This window comes from Variovorax sp. FG153, assembly GCF_057809595.1.
In genome coordinates this window covers 1-21630 of sequence record NZ_JBMDKG010000023.1, presented here as the reverse complement: position 1 = coordinate 21630, position 21630 = coordinate 1, and the positions used below count along the sequence as shown (strand labels likewise).

The 21630-nt window shown below is 67.2% G+C and carries 27 protein-coding genes and 2 pseudogenes; 17 read left to right on the top strand and 12 right to left on the bottom strand.

The features are described 5' to 3' along the window. Positions 1-16: 16 nt before the first annotated feature. The 3 genes from ACODT0_RS23305 (at position 17) to ACODT0_RS23295 (ending at position 1109) form a co-directional block, all read left to right on the top strand. Positions 17-430, top strand: coding sequence for a hypothetical protein (locus ACODT0_RS23305; protein WP_261211817.1), 414 nt, complete (start codon positions 17-19; stop codon positions 428-430). Then, on the top strand, positions 427-831 hold the full coding sequence (locus ACODT0_RS23300; protein ID WP_261211818.1) for a hypothetical protein: 405 nt from the start codon (positions 427-429) through the stop codon (positions 829-831). The genes ACODT0_RS23305 and ACODT0_RS23300 overlap by 4 nt, the downstream gene beginning before the upstream one ends. 107 nt (positions 832-938) lie before the next feature. Beyond that, positions 939-1109 (top strand): universal stress protein, encoded by a 171-nt coding sequence (locus ACODT0_RS23295; RefSeq protein WP_261211820.1) that lies wholly within the window; start codon positions 939-941, stop codon positions 1107-1109. 9 nt (positions 1110-1118) lie between these two features. Here ACODT0_RS23295 and ACODT0_RS23290 read toward each other — a convergent pair whose 3' ends face one another. The 4 genes from ACODT0_RS23290 to ACODT0_RS23275 form a co-directional block, all read right to left on the bottom strand. Next, positions 1119-1904, bottom strand: a complete 786-nt coding sequence (locus ACODT0_RS23290) for a LuxR C-terminal-related transcriptional regulator (RefSeq protein ID WP_261211914.1) — start codon at positions 1902-1904, stop codon at positions 1119-1121. A 141-nt stretch (positions 1905-2045) separates the two neighbouring features. Then, entirely contained in the window at positions 2046-2291 is a 246-nt protein-coding gene (locus ACODT0_RS23285; RefSeq protein WP_057590507.1) for a BON domain-containing protein, read from the bottom strand. A 32-nt stretch (positions 2292-2323) separates the two neighbouring features. Next, positions 2324-2935, bottom strand: coding sequence for a hypothetical protein (locus ACODT0_RS23280; RefSeq protein WP_261211823.1), 612 nt, complete (start codon positions 2933-2935; stop codon positions 2324-2326). Between the two features lie 62 nt (positions 2936-2997). After that, a complete protein-coding gene (locus tag ACODT0_RS23275; protein ID WP_261211825.1) occupies positions 2998-3456 on the bottom strand; it encodes a universal stress protein in 459 nt (152 codons plus the stop codon). A gap of 213 nt (positions 3457-3669) precedes the next feature. Between ACODT0_RS23275 and ACODT0_RS23270 the strand changes: the two genes are divergently transcribed. The 5 genes from ACODT0_RS23270 to ACODT0_RS23250 all read left to right on the top strand — a co-directional run bounded on the left by ACODT0_RS23270 (position 3670) and on the right by ACODT0_RS23250 (position 7977). Further along, positions 3670-4149 (top strand): universal stress protein, encoded by a 480-nt coding sequence (locus tag ACODT0_RS23270; protein WP_057590504.1) that lies wholly within the window; start codon positions 3670-3672, stop codon positions 4147-4149. 100 nt (positions 4150-4249) lie between these two features. Continuing rightward, positions 4250-5422 carry an efflux RND transporter periplasmic adaptor subunit gene (locus ACODT0_RS23265; RefSeq protein ID WP_489042389.1) on the top strand — a complete coding sequence of 391 codons (1173 nt, stop codon included), beginning with the start codon at positions 4250-4252 and terminating at the stop codon, positions 5420-5422. Then, positions 5413-6543: an ABC transporter permease gene (locus tag ACODT0_RS23260; protein ID WP_489042388.1), complete on the top strand. Its 1131-nt coding sequence runs from the start codon at positions 5413-5415 to the stop codon at positions 6541-6543. The genes ACODT0_RS23265 and ACODT0_RS23260 overlap by 10 nt, the downstream gene beginning before the upstream one ends. Further along, a complete protein-coding gene (locus ACODT0_RS23255; RefSeq protein ID WP_489042387.1) occupies positions 6536-7219 on the top strand; it encodes an ABC transporter ATP-binding protein in 684 nt (227 codons plus the stop codon). The genes ACODT0_RS23260 and ACODT0_RS23255 overlap by 8 nt, the downstream gene beginning before the upstream one ends. 251 nt (positions 7220-7470) lie before the next feature. Then, positions 7471-7977 carry a universal stress protein gene (locus ACODT0_RS23250; protein ID WP_489042386.1) on the top strand — a complete coding sequence of 169 codons (507 nt, stop codon included), beginning with the start codon at positions 7471-7473 and terminating at the stop codon, positions 7975-7977. Positions 7978-8144: 167 nt separating this feature from the next. On the opposite strand, the gene ACODT0_RS23245 is transcribed toward ACODT0_RS23250, so the two are convergent. Genes ACODT0_RS23245 through ACODT0_RS23235 form a run of 3 tightly spaced genes read right to left on the bottom strand, consistent with a single transcriptional unit; the run spans position 8145 to position 9328 of the window. Continuing rightward, positions 8145-8561: a DUF6691 family protein gene (locus ACODT0_RS23245; protein WP_057590501.1), complete on the bottom strand. Its 417-nt coding sequence runs from the start codon at positions 8559-8561 to the stop codon at positions 8145-8147. A 9-nt stretch (positions 8562-8570) separates the two neighbouring features. Then, positions 8571-9005: a YeeE/YedE family protein gene (locus ACODT0_RS23240; RefSeq protein WP_261211834.1), complete on the bottom strand. Its 435-nt coding sequence runs from the start codon at positions 9003-9005 to the stop codon at positions 8571-8573. Then, entirely contained in the window at positions 9005-9328 is a 324-nt protein-coding gene (locus tag ACODT0_RS23235) for an ArsR/SmtB family transcription factor (protein ID WP_057590500.1), read from the bottom strand. The genes ACODT0_RS23240 and ACODT0_RS23235 overlap by 1 nt, the downstream gene beginning before the upstream one ends. 88 nt (positions 9329-9416) lie before the next feature. Here ACODT0_RS23235 and ACODT0_RS23230 point away from each other — a divergent pair, with 88 nt between their 5' ends. Beyond that, positions 9417-10310 carry an MBL fold metallo-hydrolase gene (locus ACODT0_RS23230; RefSeq protein ID WP_489042385.1) on the top strand — a complete coding sequence of 298 codons (894 nt, stop codon included), beginning with the start codon at positions 9417-9419 and terminating at the stop codon, positions 10308-10310. A 10-nt stretch (positions 10311-10320) separates the two neighbouring features. On the opposite strand, the gene acs is transcribed toward ACODT0_RS23230, so the two are convergent. Continuing rightward, complete coding sequence (acs, locus tag ACODT0_RS23225) at positions 10321-12297, bottom strand: acetate--CoA ligase (protein WP_489042384.1); 1977 nt, start codon at positions 12295-12297, stop codon at positions 10321-10323. Between the two features lie 141 nt (positions 12298-12438). On the opposite strand from acs, the gene ACODT0_RS23220 reads away from it, so the two are divergent. Then, positions 12439-12759 carry a DUF485 domain-containing protein gene (locus tag ACODT0_RS23220; protein WP_057590497.1) on the top strand — a complete coding sequence of 107 codons (321 nt, stop codon included), beginning with the start codon at positions 12439-12441 and terminating at the stop codon, positions 12757-12759. Next, positions 12756-14492 carry a cation acetate symporter gene (locus ACODT0_RS23215; RefSeq protein WP_489042383.1) on the top strand — a complete coding sequence of 579 codons (1737 nt, stop codon included), beginning with the start codon at positions 12756-12758 and terminating at the stop codon, positions 14490-14492. The genes ACODT0_RS23220 and ACODT0_RS23215 overlap by 4 nt, the downstream gene beginning before the upstream one ends. A 33-nt stretch (positions 14493-14525) precedes the next feature. Here the strand turns inward: ACODT0_RS23215 and ACODT0_RS23210 are convergent. Then, positions 14526-15453, bottom strand: a pseudogene (locus ACODT0_RS23210) (histone deacetylase family protein). 70 nt (positions 15454-15523) lie between these two features. Then, positions 15524-15949 (bottom strand): Hsp20/alpha crystallin family protein, encoded by a 426-nt coding sequence (locus tag ACODT0_RS23205; RefSeq protein WP_261211839.1) that lies wholly within the window; start codon positions 15947-15949, stop codon positions 15524-15526. 139 nt (positions 15950-16088) lie between these two features. Between ACODT0_RS23205 and ACODT0_RS23200 the strand changes: the two genes are divergently transcribed. The 5 genes from ACODT0_RS23200 to ACODT0_RS23180 all read left to right on the top strand — a co-directional run bounded on the left by ACODT0_RS23200 (position 16089) and on the right by ACODT0_RS23180 (position 19284). Beyond that, a complete protein-coding gene (locus ACODT0_RS23200; RefSeq protein WP_261211840.1) occupies positions 16089-16502 on the top strand; it encodes a c-type cytochrome in 414 nt (137 codons plus the stop codon). 205 nt (positions 16503-16707) lie between these two features. Beyond that, positions 16708-17892 carry a DesA family fatty acid desaturase gene (locus tag ACODT0_RS23195; protein ID WP_057590494.1) on the top strand — a complete coding sequence of 395 codons (1185 nt, stop codon included), beginning with the start codon at positions 16708-16710 and terminating at the stop codon, positions 17890-17892. A 25-nt stretch (positions 17893-17917) separates the two neighbouring features. Continuing rightward, on the top strand, positions 17918-18304 hold the full coding sequence (locus tag ACODT0_RS23190) for an RT0821/Lpp0805 family surface protein (RefSeq protein ID WP_057590574.1): 387 nt from the start codon (positions 17918-17920) through the stop codon (positions 18302-18304). Positions 18305-18328: 24 nt separating this feature from the next. Further along, the gene (locus tag ACODT0_RS23185) at positions 18329-19042 is read left to right on the top strand and encodes a hypothetical protein (RefSeq protein ID WP_261211842.1); all 714 of its coding nucleotides are present in this window, start codon (positions 18329-18331) and stop codon (positions 19040-19042) included. Continuing rightward, the gene (locus ACODT0_RS23180; protein WP_261211844.1) at positions 19042-19284 is read left to right on the top strand and encodes a hypothetical protein; all 243 of its coding nucleotides are present in this window, start codon (positions 19042-19044) and stop codon (positions 19282-19284) included. Before ACODT0_RS23185 ends, ACODT0_RS23180 begins: the two co-directional genes overlap by 1 nt. A gap of 25 nt (positions 19285-19309) precedes the next feature. On the opposite strand, the gene ACODT0_RS23175 is transcribed toward ACODT0_RS23180, so the two are convergent. Both ACODT0_RS23175 and ACODT0_RS23170 read right to left on the bottom strand, forming a co-directional pair. Next, a complete protein-coding gene (locus ACODT0_RS23175) occupies positions 19310-20143 on the bottom strand; it encodes a universal stress protein (protein WP_261211846.1) in 834 nt (277 codons plus the stop codon). Then, on the bottom strand, positions 20140-20412 hold the full coding sequence (locus tag ACODT0_RS23170; protein WP_261211847.1) for a hypothetical protein: 273 nt from the start codon (positions 20410-20412) through the stop codon (positions 20140-20142). The genes ACODT0_RS23175 and ACODT0_RS23170 overlap by 4 nt, the downstream gene beginning before the upstream one ends. Positions 20413-20555: 143 nt before the next feature. Here ACODT0_RS23170 and ACODT0_RS23165 point away from each other — a divergent pair. Continuing rightward, positions 20556-21630: pseudogene (locus tag ACODT0_RS23165) on the top strand (ribonucleotide reductase N-terminal alpha domain-containing protein); the annotation flags it as partial.

Here is a 21630-nt window from a genome sequence, read left to right as displayed (position 1 = left end):
GGCGAGAGGACACACCATGAGCAACGACCTGACTTTTCCGCTGGCGCTGTGCAAGGCGCAGTTCGGCATCTGGCTGCACTCGCTGGAGATGCTCGAGACGGTCGGATCGCGCATCCTGCAGGACAGCATCGCGCTGACCCGCGCCGGGGCGGACGCCGTCATGCGGGCCGAGGACTGGCCAGCGCTGGCCATGGCGCCGGTGAGGGCGCTGCGAGGCTCTGGCGTGGACGGCACGCCTCGCGCGCCGGCAACTGCCGCAGCGGTGACGCCGACCATCGCTGCAGCTCGTGCGGGTGTCGGGTTGCCGGCCTCCCGGCGGACCGTCGTGACCGACGCGCTGCATACCCTGTACGTGGCGCTTGCCACGGCACCGCCGGCGCGCCCGCCGCGCATCGGCCACAAAAGCCCTGCAAAGCGAGCCAAAGCATGACGCTGCCGATCATCTCCGTGCACCTCGACCACACCGAGCGGTGCGAGGTCCGCACTCGTCTGGCGGCCCGTCTCGCCAGGAGGCATCGCAGCCACCTCATGGACATCGTGCCGACCGGCGTGCCGGAAGATCGTGCACAGGAGCCTTCATGCGCTGGCAGTGAAGGCGCGGCCGGCGTCCTCGTGATTGTCGGGCAGGTGGACGAAGCGGCGGCCGTGGGTGATGCGGAGCGCCGCTTGCCGGAGGACGTGATGCTCGAGGCGGGACGGCCCGTGCTCATCGTTCCGCGCACGGGCCACATCGCGGCGGGACTGGACCGCGTCCTCGTGGCCTGGGATGGGAGCCGCGAGGCGTCGTTGTCGCTGCACCGCGCCATGCCGCTGCTGCGCATGTCACGCTGATTTCGCTCTTGCGCGAAGGCGAAGCCGATTCCGAGATTGCGCCGAACCCTGCGGGGATGAGCGGTTGGCTGATGCGGCACGGCGTGAGGGCCGATGTGGAGCGAACAGTGACGTCGCTGCGCATCGCCGATGCCCTGCTGGATCGCACCGAGGCGCTGGGCAGCGAGTTGCTCGTGATGGGCGGCTACGGCCATGCCCGCATGCACGAGCAGCTGCTGGGCGGCGTGACGCGCGACGTGCTCGCGCAGTCGCGGGTTCCCGTGCTGATGACGCACTGAAACGCGCGGCTACAGCAGTCCCTCGTTGGTGGCCACGGTGACCGCCTGCGCGCGCGTGCGGGCGCGCAGCTTCTGGCAGATGTTCTTCATGTGCGCGCATACCGTCTGGGTGCTGATCGACAACCACCGGGCGATCTCCTGCGTGACGTGACCCTGGGCCACGAGCTGGAGAACTTCGCGTTCCCGGGCCGACAGCATCCTGCGGACGGCACCGTTGTCGCCTGCCCGAGCGGGGACGGGTCGTCCCTGGCGCAAGAGCAGGTGCCGGATCACGTCCGGCGAGACCGCCGCGCCTCCGTTGACGACCTGCAGCACCGCCTGCGTGAAGTTCAGGAACCACGAGTTCTTGACCAGGAAGCCCGAGGCACCAGCGGCGAAGGCCCGACGGACCTGGAGCTCGTCGTCCAGCGTCGAGTGCACGATGACTTCGGCCGAACTGCGGTTGAGCCTGGCGCTCTCGATCAGCTCGAATCCCTTGCCGCCGCCGAGCCGCACGTCGAGGATGAGCACGTCGAACTCCTGCTGCGCCAGCAGCCGCCTGGCTTCGGGCAGGCGGCCCGCTTCGCCGACGACGCACACGCGAGGGTCGACAACCAGTTCATGGGTGATCGCGCGCCGCGCATCGTTGTCTTCGTCTATCAGAAGCACCCTGACCGGCTTCTCTGCCTGACCGGCCAGGAAGCTCGGCCAGGGGGTCAAAGCAGTCGCGTCGGGACTCTTCGCGCGAGAGCTTTCGATGCCTTTGAGCCATTGCGGTGCACCGCGCGTCAACGGCGCCGGTTCGGGCGTGGTCATGTCCAAGGTCAGGTTTCTGTTGTTCTTGGTTGCTTCTGGCCCGATTCTTTTGGCGCACCCGGCGACATGTCTTGATGCATATCAAGGTGTTCGCCAGGAGGGCGAATAGGTCTACCACGTCGGGTGGCAGACGGGGCCCGCTCAGGCCGGATGGATTCCGGCCCTCACGGCGACCGGGCGGACGATGAGTCTGTTCAGCAGCGTCGTCAGGCCCTCGGTGCGGCGAGCCGCGCGCTCGGCCGCTGTGCGCTGGGCCTCGTCGGCCACCTCGCCGCGAAGCGTGACCACCCCGTCCTTCACGCACACGTCGACATCGCAGGCGTTGACGGCGGGGTCCCAGTTGAGTTGCGCGAAGACGTCGTGCCGGAGTTGAATGTCAGGATTCATCGCAGTGCTTTCTGAAGATCGGGGGAGGGATGTCACTTCTTCTCCGCGCTCGCCGGCCGGGCCGCGCGCTTCGCGGCCTCGAGCGTGCGTGCGGATGCGTCGGCGACGGTCTTTGCCGCCGAGCGCATGGCTTCATCGGCCTTGTCGAGCGCCTCGCGCGTGGCCTGCGCCGCCTTTTCGGCTTCTTCCTTGCTGGCCTGGGCGGAACGGCTGACCGATTCCTCGGCGCGCGCAAGGGCCTCCCTGGAGGCCTGTGCAGCCTTGCTGCTTTCTTCCTGGGCCGACCGCGCAATGTCCTTGCTTTCGTCGAGTGCCTTGCCGGCCGACGCGGTGGCCTTTTCCTCCAGACGCGTCGCGGCCTGCGCGGCTTTCTGCGCAGCCTGGCGGATGCGTTCCGCCAAGGCCCTGGACACCTTGCCGGTGGTCAGCTTGCTCTTTTCGGCTGCGGTCCTGGCTGCATCCGCCGCCTTGCGCGCTGCCTTCTCCGCGTCGCGGGCGGCCCGGCCGGCAGCATCTCCCGCTTTCTGCATCGAGCTTTCCGGCGGGCTGAGCTGCCCGGGGGCCGTGTAGTCGGCGGCAAATGCGCAGGCGCTTGCGGCAAGGGCCGCCGATGCCAGCAGGGTACGGAGAGTGTTGTTCGTCATGTTCTTCCTGTCGGGTGAAGTTGATGGAATTCGCAATAGCGGCCGGATCGCAGTGGCCTGGGTCAGTTCGCCGACGCCCCGCGCACGAGCAGCACAGGCACCGGGCTGCTGCGCGCCACACGGTCGGCGTCGCTGCCGAGTGCGAGCCGGCTCAGCCCGCGGCGACCGTGAGTGCCCATCACGATCAGGTCGCAGGAGGCCTTGGCGGCTTCGTCGGTCACGACGTCGGCGATACGGCCCTGCGTGACCTCGCGCAGCACGGTCTCGGCTTCCACGCCGGCGGCGGTGGCCTGGGCCAGCGCCCTGGACAACACCGACTCGCCGTATTCGCGCACCTTCTGGAGGCCTGCCTCGAAGCTGGAGATCGTCGATATCTCCGCCAGCATCGGAAAGTCGTCGATCACATGAAGCAGCCGCAGCTTGCTGTCGAGATCGCCGGCGAGACGGATGGCTTCCTGCAGGCCGCGATCGGCCGTGGGGCTGCCGTCCAGCGGAACCAGCAGGTGCTTGTAGATGGACATTGCTTTCTCCTCGGGACCGCCTGCGATGGGCACCTGCCGCCGGCCCCGGCGCGACGGGCAGGCGAATTCTTCCGCTGCGCGGTGATGCCGGTCTTGCGCCATATCAACATCGTTCCAACTCACCGGCGGCTTGATGCGTGTCAAGCCGGCGCGCCACGGCGCGTGGAGACTTCCGGTCATCGGCGCGCAATGCCGAACGACTGGATACCTGCCATGCACTCACGAATCCTTGTCTATCTGGACAGCTGCCCCGCATCCTTGCGGGGGCTGGATGAAGCCGTCCGCCTGGCCGTGCTCGAGGGAGCGGCCCTGCGACTCATGCACGTCGTCGATGCATCGAGGCTCCGCCTTGGCGATGGCGTCATCGCAGTCCGTGATGCGGACCTGATTCCGTGCATGGAGGAAGCAGCCATTCAGATGCTTCAGCAGGCGAGGGAGCGCGCGGCCGCCACCGGCATCGCGACGCAGACGCTGCTCCTCACCGTGCAAGCGGCCCGTGCCGCGGACGTCATCATCGAACAGGCCTGGGCCTGGAATGCCGATCTGATCGTGGCGGGCACGCACGGAGGCAGTCGCGGGCTGGGGCCTGCATTGCGCGACGGTTCACCGATTCCCGTGCTGCTGGTGCATGCCGCGCGTGCAGAGGAGGCCGGGGTCGCTCCGGCGGATGCCTGTGTCTCAGCCATCGCCTGAATCGCCGCGGTCGGCATGGCCCGCGCGCCTGTGGAAGGCCGTCAGGCCGCGCCTGCCTGTCGCGCTCGTGCTGGCGTCGGCGCTGGCTGCAGGCCTCTGGATGGGGCCGCCACTCCTTTACGGCCCGCGCGTGGAGGTAATGGCCGTGGTGCGGCGGGATTTTGTCCAATCGGTCGTGGCCAGCGGGCATGTCGAGACGCCGCACCGCGTGAACATCGGCACCCAGATCACCGGCAAGGTGAAGCGCGTACCGGTGACCGAAGGCCAGAGCGTGCGTGTGGGGCAGGTGCTGATCGAACTCGAAAGCGCCGAGTGGTCGGCAGCACTCGCGCAGGCCGACGCAGCTGTGTCACAGGCACGGGCCCGCCTGCGGCAATTGCGCGAGGTGCAGGCGCCGGTGGCGGTGCAGGTCGTGCGCCAGGCGCAGGTGAACCTCGACAACGCGCGCGCGCAACTGCGCCGCAACACCGACCTTTTCCGGCAGGGCTTCGTCGGACAGGCGGCACTGGACGACGTGCACAAGAGCGTCGACCTCGCCGAGTCGCAGCTACGGTCCAGCCAGAGCCAACTCGACGGCACACGCGTCGGCGGCAGCGACTACGCCATGGCCGAGACCGCGCTCGCGCAGGCGATGGCGGGCGCGGCCATGGCGCATTCGCGCCTGGTCTACGCCACCATCGCGGCGCCCGTGGACGGCACGCTGATCGACCGCGCCGTGGAGCCCGGCGACGTGGTTCAGCCGGGCAAGGCACTGATGGTTCTCTCTCCGGCCGGCAAGACCCAACTGGTGGTGCAGATCGACGAGAAGAACCTGCAGTTGCTCGCGCCTGGCCAGAAGGCGGTCGCCTCGGCCGATGCCTACCCCGAGAAGCGACTGACGGCCGAACTGGTCTACATCAACCCGGGCGTGGACGTGCAGCGCGGCTCGGTCGAGGTCAAGCTGGACGTTCCCGAGGCGCCGGCCTACTTGCGGCAGGACATGACGGTGTCGGTCGATATCCAGGTCGCACAACGGTCGCAGGCCGTGCTGGTGGCTTCCGACGCGCTGCACGACGCAGACCGGGCTGAACCCTGGGTGCTCAAGGTGGACGGGCGCCACGCGCGGCGCCAGCCGGTGCGACTGGGGCTGCGCGGTGGCGGCTTCAGCGAGGTGCTCGAAGGCCTGCGCCCGGGCGATCTGGTGCTGCCCGCGAAGACGGCGGACATTCATGACGGATCTCGTCTGCGCGCGGTGCTCGCCGCGCCGGTCGATACGCGCCCAGCATGGCCATGAGAAACCGCTGGCTGCCCTTCGAATGGATCGTCGCGCTGCGCTTCCTGCGCGAAGGGCGCATGCAGACCCTGTTCATCCTCGCCGGCATTGCGATCGGAGTGGCTGTGATCGTGTTCATGTCGGCGTTGCTTACGGGCCTGCAGTCCAATTTCATCCGTCGCGTGCTCACGGCGCAATCGCATATCCAGCTGCTGCCGCCCAAGGAGGCGGCGCGAACGCTCGGCGCCGGGCGCGCGGATGGCGCTCTCCCGCTCGAAGACGCCATCGTGCAGGCACCGCTTCAGCGTCTGAAGTCGATCGATCAATGGCAGTCGATCGCGGCGCAAGTCCGCGCCATGCCCGACGTGGAAGTGGTGGCGCCCGCGGCGGGCGGCTCCGCGTTGGTGATCATCCTGATTGGCACCGATCTCGCCATCGACCTGGGCGTGGGCATCGGCGACAAGCTGCGCGTGTCTTCCGCCAGCGGTGCTGACCAGACGCTCATGGTCACAGGCCTGTTCGACCTGGGCAGCAAGCCCGCCAACCAGCGCACCACCTTCGTGGCGCTGCGCACGGCGCAGAGCCTGCTGGGTCTCGTCGGCGGTGTCTCCAGCCTGGAGGTGAAGGTGAAGGACATCTATGCCGCCGAGACCGTCGCGCAGCGCATCACCGCGGCCACCGGTGTGGAAGCCGACAGCTGGATCGCGACCAACGCACAATTCTTCACCGCCGTGCAGGCGCAGAAGACGTCGAACACCACCATCCGCTTCTTCGTCGGTCTCTCGGTGGCTTTCGGCATCGCCAGCGTGCTGGTGGTGTCGGTGGTGCAGAAGTCGCGGGAGATCGGCATCCTGCGCGCCATGGGCATCTCGCGCGGGCAGGTGCTGCGGGTCTTCCTGTTGCAGGGCGGGCTGCTCGGGCTGCTGGGTTCCTTTGGCGGCGCGGGCATCGGGCTGATGGCGCTGCTGCTGTGGCAACGCTACGCGCTCAACCCCGACGGCACGCCGCTTTTTCCGCTGGCCGTCGAGCCGGGCCTGTTCGTGGCGTCGCTCCTGCTGGCCACGCTCACCGGTCTGGCAGCCGCATTCGCGCCGGCGCTGCGCGCGGCGCGCCTTGACCCCGTGGTGGCGATCCGTGGTTGAACCCGTCGTCAGCCTGCACGGCGTGCACAAGGCTTTCAATCTCGGTCTGCCGAACGAGACCGAGGTGCTGCACGGCATCGACCTCACCCTGGCGCGCGGCGAATTCTGCGCGGTCATGGGGCCGTCGGGTTCGGGCAAGAGCACGCTTCTCAATATCGTCGGTCTGCTGGACCGGCCCACGCGCGGATCGCTGCGCATCGGCGGTAAAGAGACCCGCGTGCTCGACGAGCGCGCGCTCACGCGCCTGCGCGGGCACAACATCGGTTTCATCTTCCAATATCACAACCTGCTCGCTGGCTTCACCGCTGTGGAGAACGTGATGATGCCGATGCTCGGCGATGCAGGCTTCCTCAACGAGGACATGGAGCGGCGCGCGGCTGAGCTGCTCGACAACGTAGGCCTGGAGAGATGGCGCGACAGCATGGTCACCCAGCTCAGCGGCGGCCAGCAACAGCGCGTGGCCGTGGCCCGGTCGCTCGCCATGGACCCGCCGCTGCTGCTCGCGGACGAACCCACGGGGAACCTCGACACCAAGGCGGCCGACGCGGTGTTCGAGCTCCTGCAAAAAGCCAATCGCGAGCGTGGCATGGCGATCCTGTTCGTCACCCACAACCCGGAACTCGCCCGGCGTTGCGACCGCATCATCCAAGTCGTAGACGGTCAGATCCAGGCCTGAGCCGGGCCGCCCCGGTCCTCACAGGCGGAAGGGCTGGATCGATTTCGTCCTCCTTGCACCGGATGTTCATGCGGCTCCGCGTCCATTGATGCATGTCAAGCCATCGCCGCGGGCCATGTACAGAATGAGACGACATTCAATGCAACCCGGAAAGAAGATGACGTCATGAACAGCATGATTGCCAGGACCGCCACTGCATCGATCGAGAAATCGAGCAGGGCACGGCACGGCCGCTTCGTGTCTGCGCTTCGATGAGCTTCGTGCTCACGGCAAGCCCGTTCCCGGCGAAGAAGTCTCTTGTGTATCGACGAATACTCGTTCCCATCGACGGCAGCCCGGCGGCGGTCCGGGCAGTCGAGGAAGCGACTCGCCTTGCCAGAGCGATGAATAGCCAGATCCGGCTTCTTCATGTGATCGACGAGTTGTCCATTGCGCAAGCCGGCTATGCGCGCAATGGGCCTGCGGACCTGCGCGCCGAGGCCACGCGCCTGGTCGACCGGAGCATCGATCTCGTGCGCCACGCGGATGTCGAGGTCGACTCTGTGCTCTACAACGAATGGGACGGCACCGTCTCCAGCCTGGTCGCCGACGAAGCAAGGCGGTGGCATGCCGATCTTGTCGTGGCCGGCACACACGGCCGGCGCGACCTGGGCGAGGTGCTGCTGGGAAGCAGTGCGGAGCGGATCTTGCGTGGTTCGGCGGTGCCCGTGATGCTCGTGCACGCGACGGCGAACGAGTCGGCAGCTCTTACTGCTTGAGTTCGATCGACGGCGGCCTCAACCCCCAAGCAAGGAATAGCCATGAAGAAACTGTTCGCACTGTGCCTGGCGCCTTTCCGGCGACGCGCGCCTATGCGGCGGCAGGAGGACGAATCCGACTTCCTGAAGCGCGTGCGTGAAGCGGGCCTCTGACTGCACTGGCTCCTTCAACGATGGAGCCGTTCGAGGATTTCGAAGATTCCCATGCCCGTCAGCATCGCGGCCACGAAGATGAGGGCCTTGCCTTCGCCCATTCCGAGAGCGACCAGGCCCGGACCGGGACAGAATCCGGCGAGACCCCAGCCGATGCCGAAGAGCAGGCTGCCTCCGATGAGGCGGCGGTCGAGGCGGCGCGCCGAGGGCAGACACATCTCGGCACCGAGGATCGATACCCTGCGACGTCCCGCCACCATGAACGCCGCCATGGCGACCGCGATGGCGCCAGCCATGACGAAGGCAAGGGACGGGTCCCAGGCACCGGAAAGGTCGAGGAAGCCGAGCACCTTGGCCGGATTGGCCATGCCGGAAACGATGAGGCCGAGCCCGAAGACCAGGCCGGCGAGCAGTGAAGCGAAAACGAGCATGGCGTCTCCTCAGGCCCCGAGCAGATGACGTGTCACGAACACAGTGGCAAAGCCGGTGCCCATGAACGCCAACGTGGCCACGAGCGAGCGTGGCGACAGGCGGGAAATGCCGCAGACCCCATGACCGCTCGTGCAGCCGGACCCGTAGCGCGTGCCCACGCCGACGAGCAGCCCGGCGAGGATCAGCGTGCCGTATCCTGCGTCGATCTGCGGCCTGGGCAGCGCCGCGAAGAGCAGATAGACCAGAGGTGCACCGACGAGTCCCAGCGTGAAGGCGCCGCGCCATGCCACGTCGCCCCTGAGCGGCCTGAGCAGTCCCCCGAGCACGCCGCTGATGCCTGCGATGCGCCCGTTGAGCAGCAAGAACATCGCCGCGGCGATGCCGATGAGCACGCCACCGGCCAGCGCTGCGAGCGGGGTGAAGTGCTGCCAGTCGATGGTCATCATTCTTCCTTCGGGCAGTAGAGGCGATACAGGACCGCGAGGATTTCCAGCATTGCAGGGTCGGCCACGCTGTAGAAGATGTTCTTGCCTTCGCGGCGGGTGTTGACGACGCCCTCGTTGCGCAGCACGCCCAGTTGCTGCGACAGCGTGGGCTGGTGGATACCTAGTGTCTGCTCCAGGTCGCTGACGCACATTTCGCCTTGCGACATCTGGCACAGGAGAAGGAGGCGGTCTTCGTTGGCCAGGAGCTTGAGTGCCGTGACCGCCTTGCCGGCGGCTGAGCGCAGGAGCGCAGGGTCAATGACCAGGGACAAAGTCTTCATGGGTTCGAAGTTTCGCTTTCGATTGACATATTATATTTAAGTATATATTGTTTGTGCGAACAACGGAACATCCCTGAATGGAGCACTCATGGCAACCCGCACGATGATTGAAGGCTTCTTCGACCCCGGGACAGGGACGATTTCCTACGTTTTGTGGGAGGAGGCCACAAGGCATGCTGCGGTCATCGACCCGGTGCTGGACTACGACTTCAAGTCAGGGCATACCAGCACCGCGTCGGCCGACAAGCTGCTCGCCTATGTCCGCGACCACGGCCTGAGCATCGACTGGATCCTGGAGACCCATGCGCATGCAGATCACCTGTCCGGAGCCCGCCACATCCAGGAGCGGGTGGGCGGAAGAATCGCCATCGGCAAGAACATCCGCGTCGTCCAGTCGACCTTCCAGAAGCTCTTCAACCTCGAACGCGGCTTCCTGCCCGACGGAAGTCAGTTCGACCACCTGTTCAAGGACGGCGAGGTATTCAAGATCGGCGACGTCGAGGCCACCGCCTTGCTGGTGCCGGGGCACACCCCTGCGGACATGGCCTATCTGGTGGACGGCGCCGTATTCGTCGGCGACACGCTCTTCATGCCCGATCTCGGCAGCGCACGCGCCGACTTTCCCGGCGGCGATGCCCGCCAGCTCTATAGGTCGATGCGCAGGCTGCTGGCGCTGCCGCCCGACACCGCCATGTACGTCTGCCACGACTACCCGCCGGCGTCGCGGCAGGCCCGCTGGCAGACCACGGTTGCGGAACAGCGTGCGCACAACATCCATGTGCGCGACGGCATCGGCGTCGACGAGTTCGTCGCGATGCGCACGGCCCGCGACGCGACCCTGGATGTACCGACGCTCATCCTCCCGTCGATCCAGGTGAACGTGCGGGCGGGGCGGTTTCCGCCTGTCGACGACAACGGCGTCGCGTACCTGCGCATTCCGTTGAATGCGCTCCCGGTGCACCGCGCCCCGGCCCGGGGGTAGCAGGGCAGGCTCAGTGCGCCTCGGTCAACTGGTCGAGGATCGCCGGGTTCTCCAGCGTCGACACGTCCTGTGTGATCGCTTCGCCCTTGGCCACAGAGCGCAGCAGGCGGCGCATGATCTTGCCGCTGCGCGTCTTGGGCAGGTTGTCCGCGAAGCGGATCTCCCTGGGCTTGGCGATGGGGCCGATCTCCTTGCCGATCCAGGCGCGCAACTCGCCCGCCAGCCGGTTGGCCTCCGGCCCCTGGGGTCGAGGCTGCTTGAGCACCACGAACGCGCAGATCGCCTCGCCTGTGGTGTCGTCGGGTCGCCCGACCACCGCTGCCTCGGCCACCAGCGCCGTGCAGGCCACAAGCGCCGACTCGATCTCCATCGTGCCCATGCGGTGACCGCTGACGTTCAGCACGTCGTCGATGCGCCCGCCGATGGTGAAATAGCCCGTGAGCGCGTCGCGCGAGGCACCGTCGCCCGCCAGGTAGTAGCCGCGCAGCTCGGGCGGGTAGTAGCTTGAACGGTAGCGCGCGTCGTCGCCCCACACCCCGCGGATCATGCTCGGCCAGGGCTTCTTGATGACCAACAGGCCACTCTCGCCGTTGGGCACGTCGTTGCCGGTCTCGTCGACGATGGCCGCGGCGATGCCCGGGAAGGGCAAGGTGCAGGAGCCCGGCACGAGATCGGTGGCACCCGGCAGCGGCGCGATCATGTGGCCGCCGGTCTCGGTCTGCCACCAGGTGTCGAGCACCGGGCAACGGCCGCCGCCCACATGCTGGCGATACCACTCCCAGGAAGCCGGGTTGATCGGCTCGCCGACCGAGCCCAGCACGCGCAGGCTGCCCAGGTCGTAGCGGTCGGGGTGCACGGCCGGGTCGCCTTCGGCGGCCTTGATGAGCGAGCGGATTGCCGTGGGTGCGGTGTAGAAGGCCGTCACGCCGTGCCGCTCGATCATCTGCCAGAAGCGGCCTGCGTCGGGGTAGGTGGGCACGCCCTCGAACACCACCTCCGTGGCACCGATCGCCAGCGGGCCGTAGGCGATGTAGGTGTGACCCGTGACCCAGCCGATGTCGGCCGTGCACCAGAACACGTCGTCGTCGTGCATGTCGAAAGTCCACTTGGTTGTGAGCGCCGCGTGCAGCAGGTAGCCGCCGCTGCAATGCTGCACGCCCTTGGGCTTGCCGGTGGAGCCGGACGTGTAGAGCAGGAACAAGGGGTGTTCGGCGCCCACCCATTCGGGCGAGCAACGATCGTCCTGCACTTGCGTGATCTCATGCATCCAGAGGTCGCGCTGAGTCCACGCGATGGGGGCGCCGGTGCGCCGATAGACGATGACGGACGCCACCGCCTCGCAGCCGCCAAGCGCGAGCGCTTCGTCGACCAGCGCCTTGAGCGGTAATTGCTTGCCCGCGCGCACCTGCTGGTCGGCGGTGATGACCACTGCGGCACCGGTGTCTGCGATGCGGTCGCGCAACGCATGCGCCGAGAAGCCGCCGAACACCACCGAGTGCACCGCACCGAGCCGCGCGCAAGCCTGCATCGCCACCACGCCCTCGACCGACATCGGCATGTAGATGACGACGCGGTCGCTTTTCTTCACGCCGCGCGCCTTCAGCGCGTTGGCCATGCGGCAAGTCTGTGCGAGCAGTTGCGAATAGGTCGTGCGGGTGACCTTGCCATCGTCCGACTCGAAGACGATCGCCACCTTGTCGCCCTTGCCGGCCGTCACCTGGCGGTCCAGGCAGTTCCACGACACGTTGAGGGTACCGTCCTCGAACCAGCGGTAGTGGGGCGCATCGCTGCTGTCCAGCGTCCTGGTGAACGGTGTCTTCCAGCCGACGAATTCGCGCGCCAGACGGGCCCAGTAGCCCTCGTGGTCGGCATCGGCTTCGGCCACCAGTGCGTCATAAGCGGCACGGCCTGCAACATGGGCGTTGCGGGCGAGTGCTTCCGGCGGCGCATAGGTCGGGAGGCGGGACGGGAGGTCGGGAGCGTTCATGTCTCGTGTCTTTCGCAGGGAAGTGGAGCCAGGTGAAGTGACGCGATCTTGCAGGCGGCGAAGAACAAAACCTTGCGCCAGCGCAAGCTTCGGCGAGGCGCGCGCGCTCCTAATCCGCCCATTGCAAAACAGGAGACCTCGATGGAAGACGAACTGGTCGCGCGCATCGCCGCGCATCCCCAATACAGGCAACTCAAGCGCCGGCGTGACCGCTTCGGCTGGACGCTGGCGGTGCTGATGCTCATCGCGTATTACGGATTCGTGCTGCTGGTGGCCTTCGACAAAGAGTTCCTGGCGCGGCGTATCGGCGACGGCGTCATGACCCTGGGCATGCCGATCGGCTTCGGGGTGATTGTCTTCACCGTGGCCATCACCGGCTACTACGTGCGCCGGGCGAACGCGGAGTTCGACACCCTCTCCGACGCCGTGGTCAAGGCGGTACAGAAAGCGGCCAAGCCATGAGCGCCCATCTTCCGAGTCCATCCCGCGTGCGATCCGCCGCCGCCTTCTTCGCGCTGTGTGCCGTGTCGGCAGGTGCTTTCGCGGCCGGTGCCGACCTGGGCCAGTTGCAGCGGCAGGCCACCAACTGCACCGCGATCGGCATGTTCGGGCTCTTCGTGGTGGCGACCCTCTTCATCACGAAGTGGGCCGCGGCGCGCACACGGTCTGCATCCGACTTCTACACGGCCGGCGGCGGCATCACGGGCTTCCAGAACGGGCTCGCGATTGCCGGCGACTACATGTCGGCGGCATCGTTCCTCGGAATCTCGGCCGCGGTGATGGCCACCGGCTACGACGGGTTGATCTATTCCATCGGCTTTCTCGTCGGCTGGCCGGTCATCACCTTCCTGATGGCCGAGCGGCTGCGCAACCTCGGCAAGTTCACCTTCGCCGACGTGGCGGCCTTCCGCTTCAAGCAGTCGCCGGTGCGCATCTTCGCGGCCTCGGGCACGCTGGTGGTGGTGGCGTTCTACCTCATCGCGCAGATGGTGGGGGCGGGGCAGCTCATCAAGCTGCTGTTCGGCCTGGAATACTGGGTGGCGGTGGTCATCGTCGGCTCGCTCATGATGGTCTACGTGCTCTTCGGCGGCATGACGGCCACCACCTGGGTGCAGATCATCAAGGCCGGCCTGCTGCTGGGCGGCGCGAGCTTCATGGCTCTCTCGGTGTTGTGGCACTTCGGCTTCAGCCCCGAGGCGATGTTCGCCGGCGCGGTCAAGGTCAAGACAGACCTGGCACTCAAGGACGGCAAGACCGCCCAGGTGGCCGCGAGCATCGGGCAGTCGATCATGGGGCCGGGCAACTTCGTGAAGGACCCGATCTCGGCGATCTCCTTCGGCATGGCACTGATGTTCGGCACGGCCGGCCTGCCGCACATCCTGATGCGCTTCTTCACCGTGCCCAGCGCCAAGGAGGCGCGCAAGTCCGTCATGTGGGCCACGGGCTGGATCGGATACTTCTACCTGCTGACCTTCATCATCGGCTTCGGCGCCATCACCTTCGTGCTGACCAACCCCGACTTCCTCGACGCCAAGGGCGTGCTCAGGGGCGGCGGCAACATGGCGGCGATTCACCTGGCCAATGCGGTGGGCGGCAACGTGTTCCTGGGCTTCATCTCGGCGGTGGCGTTCGCGACCATCCTCGCGGTGGTGGCAGGCCTCACGCTGTCGGGTGCCTCGGCGGTGTCGCACGACCTGTATGCCACCGTCATCAGGAAAGGCGACGCGGGCAGCGCGGCCGAACTGCGCGTGTCGAAGATCACCACGCTGGCGCTCGGTGCGCTAGCGGTGCTGCTGGGCATCGTGTTCGAGAAACAGAATATCGCCTTCATGGTGTCGCTGGCCTTCGCGATCGCGGCCTCGGCCAACTTCCCGGTGCTCTTCATGTCGGTGCTCTGGAAGGGCTGCACCACGCGCGGCGCGGTGGTCGGCGGCTTCCTGGGGCTGGTCTCTTCGGTGGCCCTGACCGTGGTGTCGCCCTCGGTCTGGGAGGCCACTCTCGGCTACCCGGCAGGCTCGGCACCGTTCCCGTACACATCGCCGTGTCTTTTCTCGATGAGCATCGCATTCGTGGGCATCTGGCTGCTCTCGATGCTCGACCGAAGTGCACGGGCCCAGATGGACCGCGGTGGCTTCCTCGCGCAGCAGGTGCGTTCGGAGACCGGCATCGGAGCACACGGCGCGAGCGGGCACTGAGCCCTGCACGCTGACCGCTGCCTCGCGCAGTGGTCAGTCGGCGCCGATCAAGACCTTGACGTGGGCTGCGGCGCTGCGGGCGAGGGCACTGAGCGCATAGCCGCCTTCCAGGCACGAAACGACGCGACCCTGGCAGTGCCGTTGCGCCACGTCCATGATCTGTCGCGTGACCCTGACGTAGTCATTCTCCACCAAGCCAAGATTGCCCATGTCGTCCTCCCGATGCCCGTCGAAGCCCGCCGAGACGTAGACGAACTGCGGCGCGAAGGCGTCCAGCGCCGGCAGCCAGCGCCCGGTGACGGCTGCGCGGAACGCATCGCCGCCGGAGCGCGCGGGAAGGCCTACGTTCACCATGCGCGGGCCGTTGTCTTCCTCGCCGGAGAAGGGGTAGATCCCTCTCTCGAAGATGGAGCACATGAGCACGCGGTCGTCATCGCGGAAGATGTCGGCGCTGCCGTTGCCGTGGTGAACGTCGAAGTCGATCAGTGCCACGCGCTGCAGGCCGTGCACGTCCAGCGCATGCCGGATGCCCACCGCCACGTTGTTGGAGAAGCAAAAGCCCATGGCTGCGTCGCGCGTGGCGTGGTGCCCGGGGGGGACGCACGTTGCAGAAGGCCGTCGACGCCTTGCCCGCCAGCACCAGGTCGGTGGCCAGCACAGCGGCCCCCGTGGCGCGAAGAGCGGCCCGCACCGTGTGCGGGTTCATGAGGGTGTCGGGATCGACGAAGCGATGGCCCTCCGCCGGAGCTTCGGCAATGAGTTCGCGCACGTACGCCATCGTGTGCGCGCGCACCAGCTGGGTATGGGTCGCAAGAGGCGCGTCGTGCGGGACCATGCAGTCCAGCAGGCCCGCGATCAGCAGCCGGTCATGAATGGCGGAAAGCCGCTCGGGGCATTCCGGGTGGCCTGCGCCCATGTCGTGGCGGGCGCAGTCGGGATGGGTGATGTAGGCGCCGAGCATGCGGGCTCCTCGGAAGACCAGGGCGGTCCGCGCGGGAAGCCCGCTGCCGGCGGCGCCGGTCGGGCTGTGGTTACTGGATCTTCAGTACGTTGTGGGTACTGTTCGCGCGCTTGGGCAGCGTCAGGTGCAGCACGCCGTCTTCGAGCTTCGCCATGGCGTTCTTGTCGTCGACCTCGCTGGCCAGCGAGAAGCCGCGCGACACGCTGCCGCGATAGGTTTCGCGGACGATCGAGCGGCCGTGCTTCTTCTCCTCGTCCTTCCTGATCTCGGCGGAGATCGAGACATAGCTTCCATCGACCGACACGCGCACGTCTTCCTTCTTCGCGCCGGGAATTTCAGCGGTGACGAGGTATTCCTTGTCGTTTTCGGTGACGTCGACGCGGATGTCAGCCGGCAGTTCAGCTTCGTCGATCAGCTGCAGCGGCCGTGCCCAGCGGCGCAGCATGTCGGGAAAGAGGTTTTCGATACGGTCCAGGCGGGACAGTGCGGTGTTCATGCGCGGTGCTCCATGAATGAGTTGAGGAGCCTTCAATTTAAGTACTCGCATCGCAGGCTTCGTTGCGCTGGATCAAGCGAATGTCTGGTTACCAGGGGAGGATGGAGCCTTAGCCGACTACGCCCCAAAGGGGAGTCCCATGCGCCTCATGTTCACCTCGTTCCTTCGTTGCGGCATGCCGAGCCTGGCCACGCCGGCGGCGGTCGCGCTGGCGGCCTTCGCGGCCCTGCACGGGAGTGCGGCCCAGGCACAGTCGCCATCGCGCGGCGAACTGCTCTACAACGCGAACTGCGTGGCCTGTCACAACGAGAAGATGCACTGGCGCGGCAGGAAGCTGGTCTACGACTGGGACAGCCTCGAGGAGCAGGTGCGGCGCTGGCAGCAGGCCTCCTCGCTCGGCTGGCGCGACGAAGACATCAGAGAGGTCGCCCGCTATCTCAACGATCGCTTCTACGGATTCACACCGACGAACACGACGGGTTTGCTGAGGTCTTCAGTTCCAGCCCCATCCGGCGCAGGCCCTACGAAGGTGGCTCTGCCGGATCGACCATGAAGCCCATTGTGGCGGACAGCTTCAGCATGCGGGTGTTTTGCGCGGCACCAGTCCGAGGCGCAAGGCGCGCAAAACGGCGAGGGCGGAGCGGCAAGACCCGGCGAGTCATCTCGCACATGGATGCCACGCGCAACGCGCATTGACCTGCATCAATCCCCAGGGCGGGCGCGGTCCGCAGAATCGCGCGATTGTCCAAGAGGTACGAATGCAATCCCTGCTTTATTCCGGCGTTCTCGATCTTCCCTGGTGGGGCGCTGTGCTCGCGGCACTGGCGCTCACCCACGTCACCATCGCGTCGGTCACCATCTTCCTGCACCGTCACCAGGCGCATCGCGCGCTCGAGCTCCATCCGGCGGTGAGCCATCTCTTCCGCTTCTGGCTGTGGCTCACCACCGGCATGGTGACCAGGGAGTGGGCCGCGGTGCACCGCAAGCACCACGCCAGGTGCGAAACCCCCGAAGACCCGCACAGCCCGCAGATTCATGGGCTCAACCGGGTGCTGTGGGGCGGCGTGTTCCTCTACGTGCGCGAGGCCCGGCATGCGGAAACCCTCGAACGCTACGGCCATGGCACGCCCGACGACTGGCTGGAGCGCAATCTCTATTCGAAGCACAAGATCCTCGGCATCGTTCTGATGGGCATCGTCGACATGGCGCTTTTCGGAGTGTTGCCGGGCGGCCTGATCCTGCTCACGCAGATCGTGTGGATTCCGTTCTGGGCGGCGGGCGTCGTCAATGGCATCGGCCACTACTGGGGGTACCGCAACTGGCCGGCACGCGACGCCAGCACGAACATCTTTCCGATCGGCATCCTGATCGGCGGGGAGGAGCTGCACAACAACCACCACGCCTTTCCTGCCTCGGCCAAGCTCTCGAACAGGTGGTTCGAATTCGACATCGGCTGGCTCTACATCCGTACCCTGCAGGCCTTTGGTCTGGCGAAGGTGAAGCACGTGGCGCCGACGCCGCGCCTCGTTGCACCGAAGGCGAACGTCGACCTTGCAACCGTGCAGGCGGTCATCCGCTGCCATTACGACGTGCTGTCGAACTACACCCGCTCGCTGAAGAAGGCCTGCACCACGGAACTCGGCCGCCTGCGCCGCCTGTCGCCGGAAGCCGCGCGCACCCTCAAGGCGGTGAAGCCATGGCTCGGCAAGGACCAAGAGTTGCTCGGCCCCTCCCGCTACCAACAGGTGATTCAGGCATTGAATGCCTCGCAGGCGCTGGCTACGATGTATTCGATGCGTGGGGAACTGACGGCGCTGTGGAGCCGATCCACCGCTACCGGCGAGCAGCTCGCGAAGCAGTTGCAGGACTGGTGCCTGCGCGCCGAGGCGAGCGGCATCGCGCCTCTTGCAGACTTTTCGCGCCGCCTGCGTTCCTACGCTTGAGCTAGGCGGCGCCACGGAGATGCAGATGAAGAAAGTTGCGCCGGTTCTTTGCGTTTCGTGTACGGCGCTGGTGCTGGCCGGATGCAGCGGTCTCTTCTCGCGGGAGCCGGCAGGCGGCACGCTCACCGGATCTTTCGGTGCCGTACCGGGCAGCGTGGCAGCCAGGGCGATGGGCGACGATGACCGTCGCCGCGTGGCAAACGCACTGGACGCCCTGGCGAACGGCGAATCCTCGGCATGGCGCAACCGCGAGACGGGCGACAGCTTCGTGTTCACGCCCACGCGCAGCTTCGAGCGCGGCAGCATCCGGTGCCGCGACTTCAGGCTCGAAGTAGTGGCCGGTGGGCGGCCCGACAGCATCGGCGGCAGCGCATGCCGGCAGGCCGATGGCAACTGGCGCCTTCCGGCCTGAGTCAAGCGGGCCCGAGGCTGCGCCATGGTCCGGCGATTCGATGTCTGCAACGGCGACGCCGACGGGCTGTGTGCCGTCTTGCAATGGCGGCTGCACGAGCCCGGGCCTGCCGAACTCGTGACGGGGCTCAAGCGCGACATCGCGCTGCTCGGGCGCGTCCGCGCGGGCGCGGGCGACGAAGTCAACGTGTTCGACATCTCGATGCAGCGCAACCGCTCCAGCCTGACGCATCTGCTTGGCGACGGCGTTCGCGTGCGTTACTTCGACCACCACGCTGCCGGCGAGATGTCGGTGCATCCGAATCTCGAGACGCACGTCGACGAGTCGAGCGACGTCTGCACCAGCCTGCTGGTCAATCGCTACCTGGGCGGCGCGCATCGCGCCTGGGCGCTGGTCGGCATCTACGGCGACAACATGGGCGCGGTGGCGGACCGCCTGGCGCTCGACGGCGGCTTCGAGCCCGGCGACTGCGCGGGGCTGCGCCGGCTGGGCGTGCTAATCAACTACAACGCCTACGGCGAGTACGAGCACGACGTGTGCATCGCCCCCGCGTGCTGTTCACGCGGATGGCGCGTTACGCGGACCCGCGCGACATGCTGGCCCACGAGAATGTCGTCGATGAGATCGATGCGCTGCGCCACGAAGACCTTCATCAGGCCGCTGCAGCCGCCATGTTGTGGCAGGGCCCCCAGGGCAACGTGCGCGTGCTGCCCGACGCGCCCTGGAGCCGGCGCGTAATGGGCTGTCTCGCCAACGAACTGGCCAACGCGGAACCCGGTCTCGCGCATGCTGTGCTGAAAGCGCAGGGCGCTGGCTATGTCGTCAGCGTGCGTGCGCCGCTGGCGCTTCCGCGCGGTGCCCACGCGCTGTGCAGCAGCTTCGGCGGTGCCGGCCGGTCGCGCGCCGCGGGCATCGACCGGCTGCCGCGCGCCGAGCTGTCGCGCTTCGTCGATGCATTCGCGAAGGCATCCTGGGGCTAGCCGGAGCCTGGGCCCGGGAGGCCGCTCAATGCGCCATCCAGACCGGAATCGTGGCTGATTCGAGCACGGTGCGGGTGGCCCCACCGAGCACGAGCTCGCGCGCCGGGCTGTGGCCGTAGGCGCCCATGACGATCAGGCCGGCGCCGGTCTTTTCCGCCAGCAACAGCAGCGCCTCGCCGGCGTGCCTTCCTTCGTCCGGCGCCCGATGTTCCAGTACCGGCCCGATGCCGTGCAGTCGCAGGTAGCCGCGCAGCCTCGACAACGACGAGGCAAAGTCGTCGCCGTGTGCGAAGGGCGCCAGATGAACTTCCTGCGCCGCCTGCAGCAGGGGCAAAGCGGTCTCGAGCGCCCGGGCGGATTCGCGCGTCGGCCGCCAGGCGAGCAGTACCTTCTCCGGCCTCGGAGAGACCCGGCCGGCAGCGGGCACGACCAGCGCCGGCTTGCCGCTGCCGAGCAGGACAGCCTCGACGAAATCGGACGGCACGTCGAAGCCGGCCGTGTCGCGCGGATTGCGCTGTCCGAGCACCATGAGATCGCAGGTGAGCGCATGGCCGATGAAGCTCTCGACAACGGGCTCGCCGCGCAATTCGCGCCAGTCGCTTCGGCTGGCGTGGTCCTGCAGAAGACGCTCGAACACCGCGACTGCGTGGGCGCGGTGTTCGGGATCGATATCGCCGGCCGTGGGCATGGGTGGGAGCCCTCCCATCATCGGCAGCACGGCCAGCACGCGCGGCGACACCGCGAAGAGCGCGGCCAATGTCGAGTCGTACAGTGCCGCCAGCCGGTGCGCGAGGCGCAGCCGCACTTCGGCCCGGTCGGTACCGTCCAGGTGGACGAGGATCGAACGCAGTGTGTTCATCCGGAGACCCGCTCGACAATTTTTTGCAGCGGGGCATGCCCGGAGGCTGCCGCGACTGGGCCGGCCGCGTCGCCACTCGCGTCCAGCCAGCGGAAGATGGAGCCGTCGCCGAACCTGCCGGGCCGGCGTTCATACAGGAAGCCCCCCGCAAGCTCGCCGCCGGCGTCCAGCGGAATGCCGGCGGCCTGCAACAGTGCGATGCGCTCCGGTTCCGTGGTCCCGAAAGGAACCCTGATAGTGATGTCGGGTGTGCGAAAACTGCGAACCATGCCGTCCTTTCTCCCGTCCGGGCGATGCGATGAATGTCGGAGCACTCTAGGAGTTCACGCTTTCCAGCGGCTTGCGCTGGATCAAGTTTCGCGGGAAGCAGCCGCTCATCATGGGCATCTCATACGAACCGGCAGCCATCCCCATGGCAAGCGACATCACCCACGCTCAGCCGCCTTCCGCGCCGCCCGCTCAGCAGATCAGCGGTGACGTGCTGATGGAGAAGTACGCCCGGGAGGACGAGCATGGCATCGACGATATCCACCGTCGCGTGGCCCGGGCTCTGGCGCAGGCCGAGAAGCCGCAGGACAGGGAGGCATGGGCATCGCGTTTCCTCCAGGCCTCGCGCGATGGCTTCGTGCCCGCGGGGCGCATTCAGTCGGCCGCCGGCACGACGCTGGCGGCCACGCTCATCAACTGCTTTGTGCAACCCGTGGGCGATTCGATCACCGGCGACGACGAGGGGTACCCGGGCATCTAGGTCGCGTTGGCCGAGGCGGCCGAGACCATGCGCAGGGGAGGGGGCGTGGGCTACGATTTCTCGCGCATCCGGCCTCGCGGCGCGTGGGTGGCCGGAACGCGGTCGAGTGCCTCGGGGCCCGTGCCGTTCATGCGCGTTTTCGACGCTTCGTGCAGGACCGTGGAGTCCGCGGGCGCTCGCCGGGGAGCGCAGATGGGCGTGCTGCGCTGCGATCACCCCGACATCGAGGGTTTCATCGGCGCGAAGGACGGCGGCGAGCTGACCAACTTCAATCTGTCCGTGGGGCTGACCGACGTCTTCATGCGGGCGGTGCGCGACGACCGGGTGGTCGAGTTGGTGCACCGGGCCGAACCCGGGCCGCGCATCCGCACCGACGCCCACCACCGGCGCGACGACGGCCTGTGGGTCTACGGCGCGCGCCCCGCGCGGGCGCTGTGAGAACGGATCATGCGATCGGCTTACGCCCATGCGGAGCCCGGCGCGTTGTTCCTGGACCGTATCAACACCGACAACAATCTCTCCTGGTGCGAGACGATCGCGGCCACCAACCCATGCGGCGAGCAGCCCCTGCCGCCCTACGGATGCTGCTGTCTCGGCTCGATCGACCTGACCCGCTTCGTCGAGAACCCGTTCGAGCCGTCCGCGCGCTTCGACGAAGCAGGCTTCTCGCGCCTTGCCGGCATGGCCGTGCGCATGCTGGACAACGTGCTGGACATCACCGTCTGGCCGCTGGGGCGCC

Coding starts and splice junctions, on each gene's coding strand:
- ACODT0_RS23305 (WP_261211817.1), top strand. CDS start 17: ATGAGCAACGACCTGACTTTTCCGCTGGCGCTGTGCAAGGCGCAGTTC.
- ACODT0_RS23300 (WP_261211818.1), top strand. CDS start 427: ATGACGCTGCCGATCATCTCCGTGCACCTCGACCACACCGAGCGGTGC.
- ACODT0_RS23290 (WP_261211914.1), bottom strand. CDS start 1,904: ATGACCACGCCCGAACCGGCGCCGTTGACGCGCGGTGCACCGCAATGG.
- ACODT0_RS23285 (WP_057590507.1), bottom strand. CDS start 2,291: ATGAATCCTGACATTCAACTCCGGCACGACGTCTTCGCGCAACTCAAC.
- ACODT0_RS23280 (WP_261211823.1), bottom strand. CDS start 2,935: ATGACGAACAACACTCTCCGTACCCTGCTGGCATCGGCGGCCCTTGCC.
- ACODT0_RS23275 (WP_261211825.1), bottom strand. CDS start 3,456: ATGTCCATCTACAAGCACCTGCTGGTTCCGCTGGACGGCAGCCCCACG.
- ACODT0_RS23270 (WP_057590504.1), top strand. CDS start 3,670: ATGCACTCACGAATCCTTGTCTATCTGGACAGCTGCCCCGCATCCTTG.
- ACODT0_RS23265 (WP_489042389.1), top strand. CDS start 4,250: ATGGGGCCGCCACTCCTTTACGGCCCGCGCGTGGAGGTAATGGCCGTG.
- ACODT0_RS23260 (WP_489042388.1), top strand. CDS start 5,413: ATGGCCATGAGAAACCGCTGGCTGCCCTTCGAATGGATCGTCGCGCTG.
- ACODT0_RS23250 (WP_489042386.1), top strand. CDS start 7,471: ATGAGCTTCGTGCTCACGGCAAGCCCGTTCCCGGCGAAGAAGTCTCTT.
- ACODT0_RS23245 (WP_057590501.1), bottom strand. CDS start 8,561: ATGCTCGTTTTCGCTTCACTGCTCGCCGGCCTGGTCTTCGGGCTCGGC.
- ACODT0_RS23240 (WP_261211834.1), bottom strand. CDS start 9,005: ATGACCATCGACTGGCAGCACTTCACCCCGCTCGCAGCGCTGGCCGGT.
- ACODT0_RS23235 (WP_057590500.1), bottom strand. CDS start 9,328: ATGAAGACTTTGTCCCTGGTCATTGACCCTGCGCTCCTGCGCTCAGCC.
- ACODT0_RS23230 (WP_489042385.1), top strand. CDS start 9,417: ATGGCAACCCGCACGATGATTGAAGGCTTCTTCGACCCCGGGACAGGG.
- acs (WP_489042384.1), bottom strand. CDS start 12,297: ATGAACGCTCCCGACCTCCCGTCCCGCCTCCCGACCTATGCGCCGCCG.
- ACODT0_RS23220 (WP_057590497.1), top strand. CDS start 12,439: ATGGAAGACGAACTGGTCGCGCGCATCGCCGCGCATCCCCAATACAGG.
- ACODT0_RS23215 (WP_489042383.1), top strand. CDS start 12,756: ATGAGCGCCCATCTTCCGAGTCCATCCCGCGTGCGATCCGCCGCCGCC.
- ACODT0_RS23205 (WP_261211839.1), bottom strand. CDS start 15,949: ATGAACACCGCACTGTCCCGCCTGGACCGTATCGAAAACCTCTTTCCC.
- ACODT0_RS23200 (WP_261211840.1), top strand. CDS start 16,089: ATGCGCCTCATGTTCACCTCGTTCCTTCGTTGCGGCATGCCGAGCCTG.
- ACODT0_RS23195 (WP_057590494.1), top strand. CDS start 16,708: ATGCAATCCCTGCTTTATTCCGGCGTTCTCGATCTTCCCTGGTGGGGC.
- ACODT0_RS23190 (WP_057590574.1), top strand. CDS start 17,918: ATGAAGAAAGTTGCGCCGGTTCTTTGCGTTTCGTGTACGGCGCTGGTG.
- ACODT0_RS23185 (WP_261211842.1), top strand. CDS start 18,329: ATGGTCCGGCGATTCGATGTCTGCAACGGCGACGCCGACGGGCTGTGT.
- ACODT0_RS23180 (WP_261211844.1), top strand. CDS start 19,042: ATGGGCTGTCTCGCCAACGAACTGGCCAACGCGGAACCCGGTCTCGCG.
- ACODT0_RS23175 (WP_261211846.1), bottom strand. CDS start 20,143: ATGAACACACTGCGTTCGATCCTCGTCCACCTGGACGGTACCGACCGG.
- ACODT0_RS23170 (WP_261211847.1), bottom strand. CDS start 20,412: ATGGTTCGCAGTTTTCGCACACCCGACATCACTATCAGGGTTCCTTTC.